Origin of the sequence: Mammaliicoccus sp. P-M59, assembly GCF_022386135.1 — a bacterium.
GTDB lineage: Bacteria > Bacillota > Bacilli > Staphylococcales > Staphylococcaceae > Mammaliicoccus > Mammaliicoccus sciuri_A.
Map to the genome: position 1 here is coordinate 59,779 of NZ_JAJNJJ010000006.1, position 16,705 is coordinate 76,483.

Below are 16,705 nucleotides of genomic sequence, written 5' to 3' on the forward strand. Positions count from 1 at the left end.
TAATTTTTATATTTTATTTTTTAAGACTTTTGTTGCAAACCAGTATTTTTAGCAAACTGATTGTATGTCATGCGGTCATCTTTTTCGTTTTCAGAGTCAATATTCTCTGCCCAGTTAATTTGTTCAACATCACCAGAAACAGTTTGAAATAGGGTCGCAGTCTTATGATTTATAAAGTAAGCAATTCTTTGGAAAGTATGTTGAAGTTGAAAAGCATTCCAATTAGAAATTTCTTTGTAATCTATACCTGTGTAAGCTACACATGATGTAATCATTGTTACAAGACTAGGAGATTTACTATCCCCAGTAAATAATTTATCTTTCTTATCTCGACTTCTTTGTAGCTGAGGGTTAAGAAAACCTGATACTTCAGTTTGATTATGTAATGCTAAAAGAATCTCCCTTATTTCATCAAACTCTTCATTAGTTAAATTATTTATGTATTCAAAAATTACTCTGATTACATGTTTTTCATAATCTTGCTCATCTTTAAACTCTTCATTGCCTTCCTCATATCTCATATAAAAGAATTTTGTTTCTCTAAGTAATACTGCGTAATGAACTAAGAATTCATTAAAGTATTCCATCATTAATTCTTTTAACGGGACTTTGTTTAATTCTTTGAGCATTTCAAATGTCTCACTATCAGACTTTTCACTTGCCTCTTGCTCTGCCTGACCAAGTAAGGCTAGTAATTTTTTCTTACTGTAAGAAATTGCAGCTAGTGATGAAACATTTTGCATATACTCTAGTATGGTTAGTGGTTTAAACTCTCCATAATCGGTAACAATGGGCAGGTCAAGTATGACTCTATCTTCAATCTCATGCCTTTCCATTTAATCACCTCTTCTTATCTGTGATAGAATATTTTTGTTCAAAGGATAGGTATTCTTTAGGAGCTTCTCGTGGGAAAGAAGGGGCAGAATCAGTTTTACCAATTCCTCCAATACGCTGTCCAACGAACAAAGTGTCTAATCTATCACAAATTTCACTAATTCTATCATCAAATGAAAAATCATTATGTGATAGGATATGGAATATTATTTCTCGTTTAACAAGTGTATGATTATTAAATACATTTGCGGTTTTACCATAATATACAAAAATAACTGACATCTTTTCATCTTGAATTTCATCATATTTTTGAGACTTCCTAATATGTTTATCAACAATTAAGTCTTGAGTTTCCTCGTCCATCTCAGTAATATTTGGTAATTCATCTGAAAGTGAATCTACAGTATCACCATTTTTATCTAATGGATTATAATAAAGTAATCTCATAAGATGCTCGTCATTACGAATAACATTGATGTATTTTTGTAGTATGTTGGCACGACCAGAAACTTTATATTTAAGCTTCATCAGTTCCAACCACCCTTTGAGCAGATAATGTTAGATAACCTGAATCTTTAAACACGTTATCTAATTGAATATCAGAAATTTTATATTTTGTTTTAAATAATTCAAACTCATAGTTAATTTTTATTTTCTCTAAATAAATAGGTTTATATTGCATATACATAACTACACGTCCTTCAGGAAGAGGTAGCACAGCATTATCAGCAATAGAATAACCTTTTGAATCTACAACAATAGGAACTGTCTCAGTTTCAACTACATTCTTATATGTGTAACCATTAGCAGTTGTAACTTTAACTCTCTCAGTTTTAATTGGTACTAAGAAGTCCTCGTTGCAAAACTTTCCATGGAAGTTAGGGTAAACATCATCATCATTGTGTCTCATAATTAGATAGATATAATCTTTATATTGTATGTAGGAGCCAACTTTAGCTTTGTCATAATCAGGAGGGAATAGGAATTGTCTATCAAAGAAGTCTCTGCTAGAAATACTTACTATTGCTCTGTCTTGTGCATCATCAACAATTACATCTTTAACTGTAGGTGAGTTAATAAAACTTTGGTGAGCACCAACTTTAGAGTTGTTTATAACGAACTCTCCTAGATTACTTCCTTGTGAGGATAATATTTTTTTATATTTATCAAAATAATTCATTATTCACACCATCTTATTTCTTTGTCTATTAATGAAAGTAAAGTGAATACAATTGTTCGAACTCTTTCAATACCATCTTTACTATGTAATTCTGACACTGTGTAGTCCTCGTGGAAGGCATAAAGGTTACTCATGACCTTCACATACCAAGAAGTAGAATCCTCGTTAAACAACTCCTCATGAGTTCTAGGGAAGCCCTTAAGTTCATGAATAATTCCACTAATATAACTATCTATATGTGTATTCTTTTCTTCGCATAAAGGCAATATTTTAAATATGCTACTCTTTATGTCTTGTAGATGATTGATGTATAATTGTTTACTTCCCATACTTTAGTCTCGCTTTTTTAATAGCTTCTGAGTGACTATAAGCATTCATCTTTGTATCTACACTTGATTGAAACTGTGACTTAAGTTGTCGAAGTTCTTTCACAAGGTTAGTAGGTGAGTACTGTTTGTAGTCCTTAGAGTTTAGTGAAGATTTTAATAAATCCTCTGAGAAAATAAATTTATCTAGGTAATTAACCACCATGAGTCTTGCTAAAATTTCTTGTTCTTCAACATTTAAATCTTCTATGAAACAATTTGAATAATCATCATATTCTTTTTTACTTTCATCAAGTGTTGTAAAGTCAGATAAAGCAATTATTAAACGAGTTTTTAAATCTGATTCCAATACTTCTTTTTCTAATTTAAGGTAAGAGAAATCAGTTAGTTTAGATAAAAATTTGTCATAAATTAAAGTAAAATCTGTCAAGAGATTTTGCCTCCCTTAACTTTAGTTTGTATGTAATAATGAATGAACTGAATCTACATTTAAAGCTTTTTCAAATGCTTTAATTAAATGAATATCATTAATTAAACCATTTTCATATCTATCTCTTAAAACTGAGTGAACAGTATCTTTAGTTGATTGAGTTAAGTTAGGAATAATTTCTAATACTTCATGTGGTTGTGATTCAAATAAAATGTCAATTTTATCTTCTAATAAGATGTTTGCCATTTCTTTTTCAAGACCAAGATATTTAATTACATCTTCATCTTCAATATAAAGCCATCCTTTTTTAAATACATTTCTATCAGTGTTTTTCAATATCATTAATTCTTCAACTGTCATGTAGTCAGCATCCATAAACGCATCTAATTCAATATAACCGTTACCTTTACGTGCACTATACATTACAGAAGCAGTTGTAGCATTATATACTAAAACCTCAGTATCTTTATCAACCACTGGTTTCTTTGGAGCAGCCTTTTTAGCAGGTGCTTTTTTTGCAGTAGTTTTAGGTGCTACCTTCTTTTCAGTTGTTTCTTCATTACTTTTTTTAGTTCCTCTTGTTACAGCCATTTATATATTCTCCTTTTACTCTAAAAATAAATAAGGTTAAGTCTCATGGGAGACCTAACCTAAATAAATTATGATAATTCAACTACTCCAAATTTAGATGCTGTAATTACAGACACCCCAACTTGAGTAATAACATCGTGTTGCATTTGGAAGTCTTGACGGTAGCCTTCAGAACCGTTTGCTTCACGTACGAAAGTTTCACCAAGTGCAACTTTAACTAATTTTTCGAAAGCAGGTAACACTAAGATTTGGTCGTCAGACAAAGCGAACTCATCTGAATTGTTTTTGTGGAATTGTGGTAATTGGAATACTTGGTATCCATCAACAATACCGAAGTAACCTTGAGAGTTACGAGTTCCAGCTTCAGCATCAGAATAGAATTCAGGTTTTAATTTACGAAGAGCAGCTTTTGTACCAACTAACATAGCAGCACCGTTTGCAGCTTCAACATGGTCAGCAACGCCTAAAGCTTTTTCACGAACAACATCTAAACCACTTGATGAAGCAACAGCAGCTTTATATACGCCAGTTAAACCTTTGATAGAAGCTGAGAACGCTTCAGCGATACGCTTGTAGATGTCATTAACGATTGAATCAGCAGCACGTTGGATGAATGTAGGCCAGTCTGTACGCCCAGCCATGAATAAGATTAATTCTTCGTAAGTACCAACACTGATAACGCCCATTTCGATTTCGAAGTCATCTGCATCTAAACGATGACGAGTAACGTTTCCGTTACCTAATGAGATAGTGTTTACAGGGAATAACTCTCTATCAGATACGTGGAATTTTTGTTTATCGCCTAAAGCGATGTTTTTGAATTCAGCGAATTGACCGAATACTTCTTTAGTTTTATCATTAACGATAGGTGTAATAGTTTCTTCAATGAATGCGAATAATTCATTTTTGTGCTCACGATAAGCTTGATGAGTTAACGTATCAGCACCGAATCTTTCTCTCATAGCTTGACGAATTACTTCAGAACCGTCTTTAGCAGAATAGTTTTGAACTTGACCTTGAGCTACATCAGCAGCAAGAGCAAGGATTTCTTTATTTAATAAAGTCATTATTTAAAATCCTCCAGTTGTTTTATATTTTATCTTTATTACTTAATTTTGATAATTTGGTAAGCAGGAGCTCTCTTAATACCGATAGTACGTACTAAGTCAACTTTGTAAGCACCGTCTGCATTTTTAACGAATTTACCGTCAGCTACGCCTACGATATCACCAGCTACTAAACCAGCTTCATGTAATTTTTGTTCAACAGTTACAGTATCACCTTTTTCTAATTGGTGAGCACGCATATTTGAACCAGCTTTGTTAGTGTAGTCATATGATTTCTTGTCTTCACCAAAGTTTAATTCAACAGTAGATACTAAGTAGTGGTTATCGTCTGTAGCAGGAGCTGCTTGACGTAAACGACCTTCACCTTCCACTAAGTCTCCAGCGCCAACTAAAGAACCGTTTTCGTATTCTTTATCAGCTTTAATAGATTCAACACGAGCATTGAATACAGCAGTTAATTCAAGTTTAGCCATTATATATTTCCTCCGTCTATTTTATATTTTATTTTTCAAGATATCTGTCGAATAAGTCACCATATTTACTTACAGGCTTTTCTGTTTTTTCAACATCAACAGCAGTAAATATAGGAGCAGCTTCTTCTTTAATATCTTCATTTTTAGTTTGATTTGTTGCAGTGTAATTATTTAAAGATTTCATACCGATGATAGAGAAGATTTGAGTTTTTAAATCTTCAAGTGAAGTATCAGCGACCTTTTCTTTTAATGAATTAATTTCTTCAACTGATAAATGAGCATCATATTGAGTGAATAAAGCATCAGCTTTTTCTTTGTGGTTACTTGCTTTTAAAGCGAATAACTCTTGCTCAATTTTAGCTTTATCAGCTAACAATTCTTCAATATCTTTAGCTGTGAACAACTTGTCCAATACTAAAATTTCATCTTTAGGGTTAGGAGCAGTCGCAGCTTCTTCTCTAGCTTGAGTACGTACTTTAGCTAAGTCTTCATCACTTTCACGAATTACAGTTCCAGCATTTTCTTCAGCAGAAACAAGTGGCTGTTCTTCCTTAGGTGCTTCTTCTTTAGAATCATTATCTTCTTCTTTATTACCTTCATCTACTGGAGTTTCAGGTTCTTGCTCTCCACCAGTTTCAGGCTCTTTTTCAGGTGTTTCAGGAGTATCAATATTTTCTTCTCCTTCAAACGTTACTTTTTCTTTATTATCTTCCAAGGGTGTTCCTCCTTCTTCATTGTTAAATGAATATGTATTATATAAATCTAATTTGTTCTGAATATATTCTTGAGCTTCAGCGCTAAATATCATTTCAACCGTGCTGTTTGCCATAGCAGGGGTTTCATCTTTACCTAATAAGCAAGCACCATTAAATTTAAAGTCTGTGAACTCAAAATTGCCATCAGAGAAGTTGCCAGAGTAATTTCTATCTAACTCCATAGATTGTCCAGTTATACCAGCTTTGTTTACAATAATATCTACAGCTTCATCCCACTTGTTCCAAAGCAATCCTTCACAAGTTAAGAATTCACGTTCAATACCATCATCACAAAGTCTAGTTTCAAACTGAGCCTTATTATCAGCAGGGATAACACCATAAGGAATAGTAGTGTTAACAAGTTTCACTTCTCCATCTTCAGAAACTTTTACATCAATTCCATGTCCACTAAAGTCTTCTTCACCATTCTCTTTAAATAAAGTACTACCAACAATTGGGGTATTAGCTAGAGAGGGGATAGCTTTTTCAACTACAGACTTATTGAATATGGAACCGTTTAAGTTTTTACCCATGTGCATCAACCATATTTTAACTTTTGTAAATCTGACATCTTTATCAGCTGAAAATTCTTTTAATGGTTGTGTCATCATAGGTACAACATTATTAACGTAATTAATCACTTTTATTTTTCACCACCTTTAAGAGCGTTTGAATCAGAATCTCTATTCTTTTGTCCGCTGTCAGATAATTCTTCAGAAGATTTAGTTGGTCTACCACCTTTATCGCTAGTAGCTTTAGCTGTAGTAGAAGATGTTACATTCGTTTTATTATCTTTAGAAGTTTTAGCTTCTTCAGCGTTATTTAATCCGCCAGTGTGTGAACTAGCCAATGGAATCATTTCCATATCCAAGTCTAATATTGAGTTCTCTAATTCTAATGTCTTAGTTAAAGTGTGGTAATCAAGCCCATGTATAGCAGCTATTCTGCCACGAACAGGGAAGCCAAAGGAGCCAGATTTCGTAAGTTGTTCCAGATATTTATCTTCGCTTAAACCTGTAAGTTCAAGTAAAGAAATACTCCATTGATTCTTTTTAGTAATATCTTTAGAGAATCTAATTTTACGATTTAACCAACGCTCAACTTGTTTGTAAAAATCAATGATTAATAATTCATCTTTTCTAGTAGAATAAGTTAAACCACCAGTGGAGTTCTTATCATTGTTAAATAAGAATGATGATACACCAGAAGAGTTATATACATCTCTTAGAGCCTCTAAAACTCTATCATTATTATCATTGTTTTCTAATTTGATTGGGTTAATTTCCATAGGAGATACAATAGCACCAATTTCATCTGGTAAACTATCTCCAACCATTTCATGGAAGTACATCATTGTTTCAGGTTTAATAGAGAAGTTGTCTGGTTGATAATCACTCTTATCATTATCAAACATAGGCACTTTCTGATGTAAAAGCATGTAGTTGTTAATTTTAGCTCCAGCTTTTTTAAGTTTCTTATAATCGTTTAATTCCATTAAACCTTCAAACATTATTGCAAATGGAGGTATAATGTTTAAGTTATCTTCATTAAACTTAAAGCAAACCGATTTAGTAAATGTCGGCTGAAACCAAGCATCAACTTTATTATTTTTATATAATTTATAACCTTCAATAAATTCTTGTGGATAAGTATCAATTAACCCAGCTTTACCATCAAAGAATGCTAAGTTGAATTGGAATATATACATTCCATCTGACATACCAGTTATTCTGCAATAGTCTGGGTCTAGCTTAAGTAAGAAGTAGTTGTTAGCATCTTCAACTTCATAACCAAAGAAAGCATCTTCGATTATGCAAGTTTTAATGACTTTTTTAAGCTCATGAGCTAAATTCATTTTCTTTAACTGTAGTGATATTGTGCTTAAGTCTTTCTTTACAGCTGACTTATTCATCTTTTCAGAAGTAGAGAAGTTTGGTTCAATAACATATTTGAACTTAGCCATATTTATAAAATAGTTAAGTAGTGACTTATATTCACCAGATTTTTCATATAAAGCTCTAGATAAATTTCTTAAGTTTACAACTGAATTCTTAGGGTTCTCTAACCAACCAGCAACTCTGCTAGAATCAATCGAATCTAAAGCTGTAGTAGAGGTGTTATATATAGAAGATTGTAGATTTCTATAATTAATAGGTATTACACGATTGCTTGATTGTTGCTTAATAAATTCTGAAAAGAACTGAGTATTTAACTCACCTTTATCAAGTGTTTTATCATTTTCCAAGTTTTATTTTCACCCCTTTATAAGATTGATTTTGGTTTTTTAACTGCAAAGAATTTAGTAAAATCTGTGTTTCTATTAGCGTTTGCTAAATCTCTTTCTAACTCAGTAGCAAAGTAATTACCATATGAAACAGAAGAATACCTATCCTTACGTGCTGTTCCTGTGGTAGTTAATTTAAATGCTCCAGTATCCATTAAAACTGTTTCGAGGTTCATTACTTCATTAATAAATAATTCAGTTTGAACGTATGGATGATTTAATTTAACTTTGTCATAGTCAGAAAGCTCATCATATTTTAATTTTTTAATTGATTGTAAATAATCTTTACCCATCATTTCAGGCACTAATAATCTAAACATTCCTAGTTTTAAACTATCCGCCATTCTATTTGCTATTTGCATGTTTAATTCTTGTGTTGCACTGATAGCATATATAACTTTTGGTGCGTTGGGATATTTACTTACAATATCATCTCTATTCATTACACCTAAAGGGTCGTATTCATCTCCACGTGCCATATCATGTAGTGGCATCATTAGGTTGTCTAAGACACCAGTACCAACATTCTTGGTATCCAATACAATATAATCGCATTGAAAGTCTTTGAATAACTGTCTTATTCTTATAGCTTGTGTTTGATAATCTGTACCTTCCATATCCTCCAAGTATCCTAATTGTCGTTCATATCTAAGACCTTTCGGTTTTAAACATATAAGACTGAATACAGAAGCATCATTTGCGTTACCAGCCATACGGGCAACATCGACTGAAAGTATTCTTTTTTCTTTAGGAGTTTTGATAGGGTTTGTTAAGTTGTTTTGAAGCGCATTAACTAAGTTTGTGTCTTTAGGATAAAAGGCTTGTTTTATTTTCCTATTCATATCTAAATCTGAGAATTTGAAGAAGGCATCTTCAGTTTCTCCCCACCATTCAGCTTCCATCTCAATAGCCCATTTCATTTCACTGAAACCAGAGGCTTGAGCTTCTTCTTTCATACCTTCGTAATCAAAGATATCTTCTTGTACACCAAGTTGATAAGGTAGGTGACATACGAAATAGTGAGCGCCTTTTAACATTTGTACTGTATATGACCTCATAGTGTCATATGCCCAGTGTGTTTTCATTCCAGCAGAAGATAAATACATCTGCATGTTACGTTCTTTTAAATCTTTTCTATTAGCGTATTCTGGTTTGTCTAAGAACTTTGGGTGTCTTGGGGAAGTTAACATTTTTTTGAATACTGTATCTATAATATCTTTCTCAACTAAGATAAACTCATCGACCAATAGTAAATTACCACGAGCACCACGAGCACTATCACTAGCTGCCATTACACGTATAAAACTTCCGTTCCTAAAATCTATCCTTGGGTCTTGAGCACCAGTATTAATAAATTCAATTTCTCTTTGTAGGAAAGGGGATAAAGGTCTTAAGTCTTCTTTAACTTTCCTGAGGACACTTATACCTTGTGAAATAACCTTTGAGGTTACTATTATTTTTGTTTCTGGATACAATATACATCGAACACACACATATATTGCTGACAAGAAGGATTTACCAAGGCCACGACTTGCAATGAACATAAAGAAATGATTATTCATCATAGCCCATAGCAAAATAACTTGGAATCGTTTTAATTTAACTCCAAAGAAATCTTCTACGAATCTATGTGGGTTAGCTCTATAGAATGATGTCCATAGACCTACACCTTGCATAAATGCTTCATCTCTTGATTGTTCTTTCCTATGATTACGTCTAAGTTTGAATAAGTTTATTTGGTTATTATAATTACTTTTATGATTCTCTTGAGAAATAGCCATTATAATTCGTCTTCTTCTGATTTACTCATAGCATCATCTAACAAGTCTTCACGAGAAATACTGTATTCACTCTTAGTATCTTCGTATTCTTCAGCATAAGGATTTTCTTTACCAAATATCTTCAACATAGGAGAGAAGAACCATGTTCTAAACTGTTTAGCTATTCCATCAACATCTTTAAATTCAGGTAGTGGCTCTGGAATAGGGTGTTCGTTTTCAAACTTTTTAATTAATGTTCCCATTGTTTCTTTACTATTATCTAGTGCAGCTTTCTCTTGAGAAGGGGCTATACCAGCAGTTTTCATTAAGTCTTGTACTAATTTAGTTTCATCCTTAGTATTTACACCTTGAATTCTTTTCTTACGAATGTCTAATTCAAGTTGACATATTTGAGCAACTAATCCTTTGAAAGCAGGGGAATCAATATCGTACATGTTATTGTATTCTTCATATCTAGCCATAAGGTAGATATAATCATCTTCTTTGTAATCACCTTGACCCCAGAATAATTGACATTCTCTTAGTTCTTCTGGTGTAAGTTGATTTATAGTATCTTCGTTTAAACTAATAGTAGAAGCACTAAAGAAAGTTTCTGAATCAATAAACTCACCTTTCATTCTTTTACTATTAGCCAAATTTAAATATTTAATGTAATCCCCATCCAAATCTTTAAATTCTTCAGCTTTAAATGGTTTGTTGATTGCCATTAAAATTCTAATAAACGCTTTATAACCTGATATTTCATCTTTAACTAACTTTTCACAGCAATCTTTACATATACTGTAGAATCCATCAGGATACATTGGGTCGTTTGCATTAATATTGTAAAAGTTACCTGTTGGTTGGAGGTTTCTATTACAGCAAATGCAATTTTTCTTTTGTGTAACTCTGCGAGTTGCCATAATAATTTATCACCATTTTCGTATTGTATTTTTGTTCGGTAGACGAAGGAAGGAGAGAGGTGTGAGGGAAACCTTCGTCTAACCAACAAAAAAACCGACTCTGATTAGTCGGTTAAATATGAAAGGGAAGTTGTCATGGAATAGGAAAAGAAAGTCTGAGTGTTAAACACTCAAAACTGCATTACAGTAGGATGATGACTATAACACAGTTTTCAGTATTCAAATAACTTTTTATATTTTATTCTTGAAAACTATAGATTATTTTGATAAAGTAATGTATAGTAGGGAAGTAGACAAGTTTTATAGATGGTGGCTAACTTCTTAGGAAGGAGTGATGCCTATGAAGACAATAAAAAATGCCACTCCAGAAAGGAGTAGCAAATGTCTGATTATGAAATACTAAACTTAGTATTCATGATTGTTGGAATTGCTTTGATTAGCAATAACAACTCAAGAAAATAATCATCTATTAACTTTGACAGGTTAGATGATTGCATGATAACATGTTTCATCTTAATAGTCGCCGTCTTTGAAACGGGTCTATAAAGGGAGTAGGGTGTTAGAGCACCTTGCTCTCTTTTCATTTATAACTATATCAAAACGATTGTAATTTGTAAAGTAAAGAGTCGACCGTCGCAACAGTCAACCTCAAGTACACTCCGCAGATATGTACCGCAATTTTATAATTTAAAAGTCAGGGCAGCAGGATTTGAACCTGCGACCTCTCGTGTCCAAGACGAGTACTCTAACCAAACTGAGCTACACCCTGTTAAAATGGCTTGTGATGGATTTGCACCACCGAACCCGAAGGAGCGGATTTACAGTCCGCCGTGTTTGTCTTATCTTCACTAACAAGCCTTAATAATAAACATTTTCGTTCAAGTATTATAAATACTCTAGTCATTTTGAGGAGAATGTTTTAACCCTTTCATAAACTACTTTCTACACTGCATAATGACACAGCCTAGAACATCAACATTTTACAAGAACTCTAGGAACTTGTATAAATAAGCTGAGATAACAGGGCTCGAACCTGTAACTTTCGCATTAACAGTGCGACACTCTACCATTGAGTTATATCTCATTAATAATAATATGTCATCTTATAACCAGTAACTTCAGATGACAAGGAAGTTTTCTTACAACTGGCTTATCAATACGTCTACCGATAAGGTTCATTACCCTTAGCATATCTGCTGTAGTAACCCAATAGGGCATATCGACTAGGTAATAGCGCTATTGCTTGATGCTTATTCTCATGGCAACCGACTATGAGTTTTCTATAGAGCACCCTGTCACATCTATAGGAGAATGCCAACATACAGTCAATTATGGGAGCTGCAACCCAAATAACTCAGCTCTACATCTTTCGATGAACAGCCTACAAACATATAGTTTATTTCGATTAGGTCAGATACTTCATGCTGCTTCGCTATGAAGTCCTCCTAAGAGTATTCTCACATTAATTAAACGCTCACTATGAGCATTAGATACTAGCTAAGTATCTGTTTAATCACGTCATTTCCTCAAATCAACACCCAAATACTTTTGGATATTGATTTCAAGAATAAAGATTAGTCGTTTTCTCGTCCTCAATTTAAATAAATTAAGTAAGGGTGACAAACCCTAATGCAAGTCCTTCTTTATAATCAACCCCTTTCAGTTTGTCACACTGATTTATTAATAGGGTAGATAACTAATCTTTAAAAATACCAGTAACGCAAGCTCGAAGCAACTCGGTACTTACGTTACTTAATACTGTTTGTACACTTGGTACATCAGTTATTTCCACTCTGATTCACGTACTTAAAATTACGCTTAGATTTGTTAAAGACAATTAATCGAGTTGCCAGAGTGTTGAAACGGTCGTCACTCCGTTATGATACCTACACTCAACTCAGTGCTTACACTTAAGATAGCCTAAGATTTACAAATGTTTAGTTTATATGCATTTCAGCATTTGGCACGGTATCCTACCTTTTCCCTTCATTTGCTTAAGACAAATGCTATAACCTCACGATTATAGAGACTGTGTTTAAGCACACAGTTAAGCTATGCACTGATTATCTGGCTCATTGCACACAGCCTTTGTGAATCCCAAACCATAGGTAGAGGACAAATGAGTCTAGCTCACGAAGTCTAGAAGTCGGAATGGTTACCGAGAATAAATACTTCTGTATCAGAATATATCTGCCTTTAAAGGAACAGAAGCGTTGTCGTAGGTTTTTACTGGGAGTAAATCCCTTGTATAAAAGTTTGATGTGGACTAGCCACTATGTGTAAAAATCTAAATGCTATCCTAAACCTGTAACCAGATAGCTTCTCCATAATAATAGGTTTCCATAAACGGGAGGGTTTTTCGTACGTCAGGTCTTAATTATGTATGTGATAAAAGTGGGATTTTATATATATGTTAATTTAAGTTTACCAACTTAACTGTATGGTCAACTCCATAAGGTGAATACTCAAAAGTAATTAATTTTTGACCAGCTCTACCACCAAATCGACCGCTAATTGAATAGTTATCCCCACCAATAAGGCTTGGATTGACTATAACAGTAGTAATTCCGAAAGATTTTTCGAAGTTATGGTGAGTATGACCTAGAAAAATATATTTAGGTACATATCCAAGCATTTGAGTAAGTTTATCTGCTCCATTTACTTGACGGTCTACGTCTCCATGGGCGAATATTACTTGTTCTCCCATGATAGTAGCCTCAACAATCCCATCTCTATCTTCATGGAAAGATATATTAGGCACACCTTGTAGTCTTGCTTGTAAATGCCAAAGTATCATTTTCTCAAAGTTCTCTTCGTGTGAAGTAACCTCTGATTTGTTTGGAATCACGCGACCATGGTTACCAATAACACTATAATAATTTACATGTGGTGTTATTTCAGCAACTTTAATTACGAATTCAGCTATCTTCTCAGTAACTATGAAGAGTTGTTTAACTATATCTTCTTCAGCCGAAGTCCTGCTTGAAATATGAATTATACCAGCCACGAAATCTCCAAGAGCACCTAAGTGAACAGTATGATGATTATTATTTTTAATTTCTCGTAGAGTCTTATTTAAATAATAATCAATACGTTGCTTACAAATATCTACATTGAATTCATTAAATCTAGAATTAACAACAGTACCTAAATGCCAATCTGACATAAGTACGATTAATTCTTTATCGTCTTGTGGAGTTAGTTCGGTGTTCTGCTCATTAAAAGTTGGGTGGAATGGTAATGCTTGAATATTTTCAAATATTTCGTTTTTGATATGCTCGAAACGACCTGAGAAATCTAATAACTTTCTATATTCTCTTCTTTGGTCTTGAAGCATCTTGGTAATTGCACGATTTTTTTCATTCATCTTTAATTGTTCTCTAGCGAATTCCTCAGCAAACTCTTCTGGAAGTGTGGCTTGTTTCTTAGAGTTAATTAAAGGTTCCCATACGTTTTTTAAAACTTGATATTCTTTACGAAACTTTGACTCGTCATAATCAGTTTTGTTCTCAGCATTAAGTAAATCAGCGATATGTTGATTTGTTAACCCATAATCGTCCCTATTTTCGTAAAGTCTATATTGGTATTCTGCAAGAGTTTCATCAGCTTTACGTGTAATAGAGATGCTCATTATTGCTCACCTTGTTCCACTAATTCTGATTCCTCTTTAATAGTAATTGCTACCATTTTTCCGTCAAATACACCTAAAGATTCTGATAAAGAATGACGTATCTCTGAGTCTTTAGTAAACTCAGTGATACTATCATCATTTAAATCAATTAGGGCATTTTTAAAGCTAAGTGTTTTTGCTAATTTTGTCATAATTTATTCTCCTAATTACACCATATTTTATCTTTTAATATTATTTTGAAGTTTTTTCTTTTAATGCAGTTTTAAGTGGTTTATTAATTGCAACTTTAACCTGTGTATGTGCAGGTGAAGTCCATTCTTTTTCCACGCCACCAAGTTTAGATACACCAGATTTTTCTGGAACATCAACTAATTTAACTACGCCATAACCAATTGGGAATGAATCAAAACCATCTGTTTTTCCAGCTAAGATTAATTCTTCAACTGTTGCTGTTACTGCTTTAAAGATTGCATCTGCTTCTTTATTGCTTGAAACTTTAACGCCTTGGTCTTCTAATTGTACACGTAATTCCTTGATAACTTCTGCTTTTGCTAATTTTGCCATAATAAATTTTCTCCTTTTCGTCCTATAAAGGACTTCCTCGTTTTGTATTTGATTGACTATATATTAAAGTGTCTCTAAAAAAAGAGACGTGGAGTAGCACTCTAGCCAATCAAGGGGTGAACTCCACAAACTATTTAGTTTTATATTTTATTCTTGTAAGGAAAGAACAGGGAATCTCAACGATTGTTAACCTTCCTTCACTATACATTGTGAACGAAACCCGTTTTTTGCAAACAAGTCAACGGATTATAAAGACATACATTCTTTGCATGTGCTTCTAAGTCCAAATTTGCCAGTTTTATCAACTCTGAAATATCGAGAATCTACTGCTAATTTAATGTTTCCACATTTCTTACATGCTTTATATTTACCTTTTCGTCTATATGTCCATATCCAGTCTTCAAGCTGCTTTTCATATGTATTATGTAGTTTCGAAGGAATGTTTTTATTTATCCAATTCGATAAGGTTTGATGGCTAACATTTACATTAAGCATAAGTTCTAACTCTTCTTGGATATCTTTTAATTCTGTAATACCTGTTTCTAATATGTATTCAATAATTACTGCTTCTTCTTTAGCCCACTCAGTTTTCTGTAGCAGGTCTTCAAAATCTCTAAGTAATGCCCAATATGTAGTGCTTACTTTAGTATCATATTTCTTACACGCTTCGTTATAACCAAACAATAAAGCTATATATGTTTCAGTATCTCTAAGTGACAATCTATCCCAAGAATCGTGTGGAATTGTTTCATCAATGTTTATAGATGGTTGTACCGTAATTACTTTTCGAAGAATATCTAATGCAGTTCTCATTTCTGATTTTAAATAACTAATTTGTTTAGCTCTATCTGGCGTGAATGTTAAAGATTCTAAACTTTGTATTTCTGTCAAATATTGATTCATAGTTGAGTAAGCCATATCTTTATAGTTAATAGGTTCATGGTGATAATGTGGAACTTCATTAGGTTTAGAGGGTGAGAACCTTTCCCAGAATACTTCCATACTTTCATCAAATACACCTTGTTGCATTTGTCTATCAACTCTTGTGTAGTTAATTTTATTGTCTACTGCGTGAATACCATTTCCAGATTCCATCATTCCTTCAGTACTTAATGCTCTGAAATGTTTTGGTGGGGATAATGGTTTTTTAGTTTTACTATACGGTGTATCTTTAACTTCTTCTTTAAGTCTAGCTAATCTGATTTCTTCTTTTTCTTTACGCTTTTTCTTCTTAAGTAATTCTATACGCTGCATTTCTTTCTTTAATTCCTCGTGTTTTAAATCTTCTTGTTCATTATCAAATTTTGCGTAAACAATAAAGTCAGCAATCTTATCTAAAGTTTTAGTGAATCCACTTTCACCAGATAATGGTTTAGTAGTAGCTTTATTTTGCTCAACAATAAACTTCTTTGAACTGACAATATTAGTGGCAGCATCATTGTCAAATGCCTTACTAATTGCATCACATCTATCTTGTGCGTATTTCATTGAATAATCACAATTGGAAGTAAATGCTTTCCATACACTCATCGAATCATCACTTGAACTTTCTAACTCTACTAAATGAGTAGTTATACCATCAAAACGTTGGAACATCCATACGTCTTCATTAATTCTTTTTAATTTGTTAATAGTATCTTTAATATAAATTGCTTCTCCTATGCTCATTCCAAATAAATCATTTAAATCTTTCCCTAAATCATACTTATGTAAATCTTCTTTTCTAATATTCATATTTCCATTTCCTCTCAGTTGTTTATATGTATTCGCGCAAGCCTCTTGCTCGCTAATTACATTATATTTTATCTTTTATAGTTTGTCAACACCTTGACACATTATATTTTATCTTTTATAATGTTTAATATACCCCAGTGAGTAGGGGATTAA

The 16,705-nt window shown here is 32.9% G+C and carries 15 protein-coding genes and 2 tRNA genes; all 17 read right to left on the reverse strand.

What is annotated here, in order from left to right:
- Positions 1-20: 20 nt before the first annotated feature.
- The 17 genes from LQ617_RS10070 to LQ617_RS10150 all read right to left on the reverse strand — a co-directional run bounded on the left by LQ617_RS10070 (position 21) and on the right by LQ617_RS10150 (position 16,552).
- Positions 21-836 (reverse strand): hypothetical protein, encoded by an 816-nt coding sequence (locus tag LQ617_RS10070; RefSeq protein ID WP_239740265.1) that lies wholly within the window; start codon positions 834-836, stop codon positions 21-23.
- A gap of 4 nt (positions 837-840) precedes the next feature.
- Entirely contained in the window at positions 841-1,362 is a 522-nt protein-coding gene (locus LQ617_RS10075; protein WP_239740266.1) for a hypothetical protein, read from the reverse strand.
- Positions 1,352-2,014, reverse strand: a complete 663-nt coding sequence (locus LQ617_RS10080; RefSeq protein ID WP_239740267.1) for a hypothetical protein — start codon at positions 2,012-2,014, stop codon at positions 1,352-1,354. The genes LQ617_RS10075 and LQ617_RS10080 overlap by 11 nt, the downstream gene beginning before the upstream one ends.
- Positions 2,015-2,332: 318 nt before the next feature.
- Positions 2,333-2,770, reverse strand: a complete 438-nt coding sequence (locus LQ617_RS10085) for a hypothetical protein (protein WP_239740268.1) — start codon at positions 2,768-2,770, stop codon at positions 2,333-2,335.
- A 21-nt stretch (positions 2,771-2,791) separates the two neighbouring features.
- Positions 2,792-3,361, reverse strand: a complete 570-nt coding sequence (locus tag LQ617_RS10090; protein ID WP_239740269.1) for a hypothetical protein — start codon at positions 3,359-3,361, stop codon at positions 2,792-2,794.
- A 68-nt stretch (positions 3,362-3,429) separates the two neighbouring features.
- Positions 3,430-4,428, reverse strand: a complete 999-nt coding sequence (locus LQ617_RS10095) for a hypothetical protein (RefSeq protein WP_239740270.1) — start codon at positions 4,426-4,428, stop codon at positions 3,430-3,432.
- A 38-nt stretch (positions 4,429-4,466) separates the two neighbouring features.
- Complete coding sequence (locus LQ617_RS10100) at positions 4,467-4,901, reverse strand: hypothetical protein (protein ID WP_239740271.1); 435 nt, start codon at positions 4,899-4,901, stop codon at positions 4,467-4,469.
- A gap of 28 nt (positions 4,902-4,929) precedes the next feature.
- Complete coding sequence (locus LQ617_RS10105; RefSeq protein ID WP_239740272.1) at positions 4,930-6,297, reverse strand: hypothetical protein; 1,368 nt, start codon at positions 6,295-6,297, stop codon at positions 4,930-4,932.
- Between the two features lie 2 nt (positions 6,298-6,299).
- Positions 6,300-7,901, reverse strand: coding sequence for a hypothetical protein (locus tag LQ617_RS10110; RefSeq protein WP_239740273.1), 1,602 nt, complete (start codon positions 7,899-7,901; stop codon positions 6,300-6,302).
- Positions 7,902-7,918: 17 nt separating this feature from the next.
- Complete coding sequence (locus LQ617_RS10115; protein ID WP_239740274.1) at positions 7,919-9,721, reverse strand: terminase large subunit; 1,803 nt, start codon at positions 9,719-9,721, stop codon at positions 7,919-7,921.
- A complete protein-coding gene (locus LQ617_RS10120; protein WP_239740275.1) occupies positions 9,721-10,623 on the reverse strand; it encodes a hypothetical protein in 903 nt (300 codons plus the stop codon). The genes LQ617_RS10115 and LQ617_RS10120 overlap by 1 nt, the downstream gene beginning before the upstream one ends.
- A 694-nt stretch (positions 10,624-11,317) precedes the next feature.
- A tRNA-Pro gene (locus tag LQ617_RS10125) sits at positions 11,318-11,392 on the reverse strand.
- Between the two features lie 243 nt (positions 11,393-11,635).
- A tRNA-Asn gene (locus tag LQ617_RS10130) sits at positions 11,636-11,707 on the reverse strand.
- Positions 11,708-13,036: 1,329 nt separating this feature from the next.
- Positions 13,037-14,254 carry a hypothetical protein gene (locus tag LQ617_RS10135; RefSeq protein ID WP_239740276.1) on the reverse strand — a complete coding sequence of 406 codons (1,218 nt, stop codon included), beginning with the start codon at positions 14,252-14,254 and terminating at the stop codon, positions 13,037-13,039.
- Positions 14,254-14,445, reverse strand: coding sequence for a YonK family protein (locus tag LQ617_RS10140; protein WP_239740277.1), 192 nt, complete (start codon positions 14,443-14,445; stop codon positions 14,254-14,256). Before LQ617_RS10140 ends, LQ617_RS10135 begins: the two co-directional genes overlap by 1 nt.
- 40 nt (positions 14,446-14,485) lie before the next feature.
- Complete coding sequence (locus LQ617_RS10145) at positions 14,486-14,818, reverse strand: HU family DNA-binding protein (RefSeq protein WP_239740278.1); 333 nt, start codon at positions 14,816-14,818, stop codon at positions 14,486-14,488.
- Positions 14,819-15,064: 246 nt separating this feature from the next.
- Positions 15,065-16,552, reverse strand: a complete 1,488-nt coding sequence (locus LQ617_RS10150) for a hypothetical protein (protein WP_239740279.1) — start codon at positions 16,550-16,552, stop codon at positions 15,065-15,067.
- Positions 16,553-16,705: the final 153 nt, after the last annotated feature.

Coding starts and splice junctions, on each gene's coding strand:
- LQ617_RS10070 (WP_239740265.1), bottom strand. CDS start 836: ATGGAAAGGCATGAGATTGAAGATAGAGTCATACTTGACCTGCCCATT.
- LQ617_RS10075 (WP_239740266.1), bottom strand. CDS start 1,362: ATGAAGCTTAAATATAAAGTTTCTGGTCGTGCCAACATACTACAAAAA.
- LQ617_RS10080 (WP_239740267.1), bottom strand. CDS start 2,014: ATGAATTATTTTGATAAATATAAAAAAATATTATCCTCACAAGGAAGT.
- LQ617_RS10090 (WP_239740269.1), bottom strand. CDS start 3,361: ATGGCTGTAACAAGAGGAACTAAAAAAAGTAATGAAGAAACAACTGAA.
- LQ617_RS10095 (WP_239740270.1), bottom strand. CDS start 4,428: ATGACTTTATTAAATAAAGAAATCCTTGCTCTTGCTGCTGATGTAGCT.
- LQ617_RS10100 (WP_239740271.1), bottom strand. CDS start 4,901: ATGGCTAAACTTGAATTAACTGCTGTATTCAATGCTCGTGTTGAATCT.
- LQ617_RS10115 (WP_239740274.1), bottom strand. CDS start 9,721: ATGGCTATTTCTCAAGAGAATCATAAAAGTAATTATAATAACCAAATA.
- LQ617_RS10120 (WP_239740275.1), bottom strand. CDS start 10,623: ATGGCAACTCGCAGAGTTACACAAAAGAAAAATTGCATTTGCTGTAAT.
- LQ617_RS10135 (WP_239740276.1), bottom strand. CDS start 14,254: ATGAGCATCTCTATTACACGTAAAGCTGATGAAACTCTTGCAGAATAC.
- LQ617_RS10140 (WP_239740277.1), bottom strand. CDS start 14,445: ATGACAAAATTAGCAAAAACACTTAGCTTTAAAAATGCCCTAATTGAT.
- LQ617_RS10145 (WP_239740278.1), bottom strand. CDS start 14,818: ATGGCAAAATTAGCAAAAGCAGAAGTTATCAAGGAATTACGTGTACAA.
- LQ617_RS10150 (WP_239740279.1), bottom strand. CDS start 16,552: ATGAATATTAGAAAAGAAGATTTACATAAGTATGATTTAGGGAAAGAT.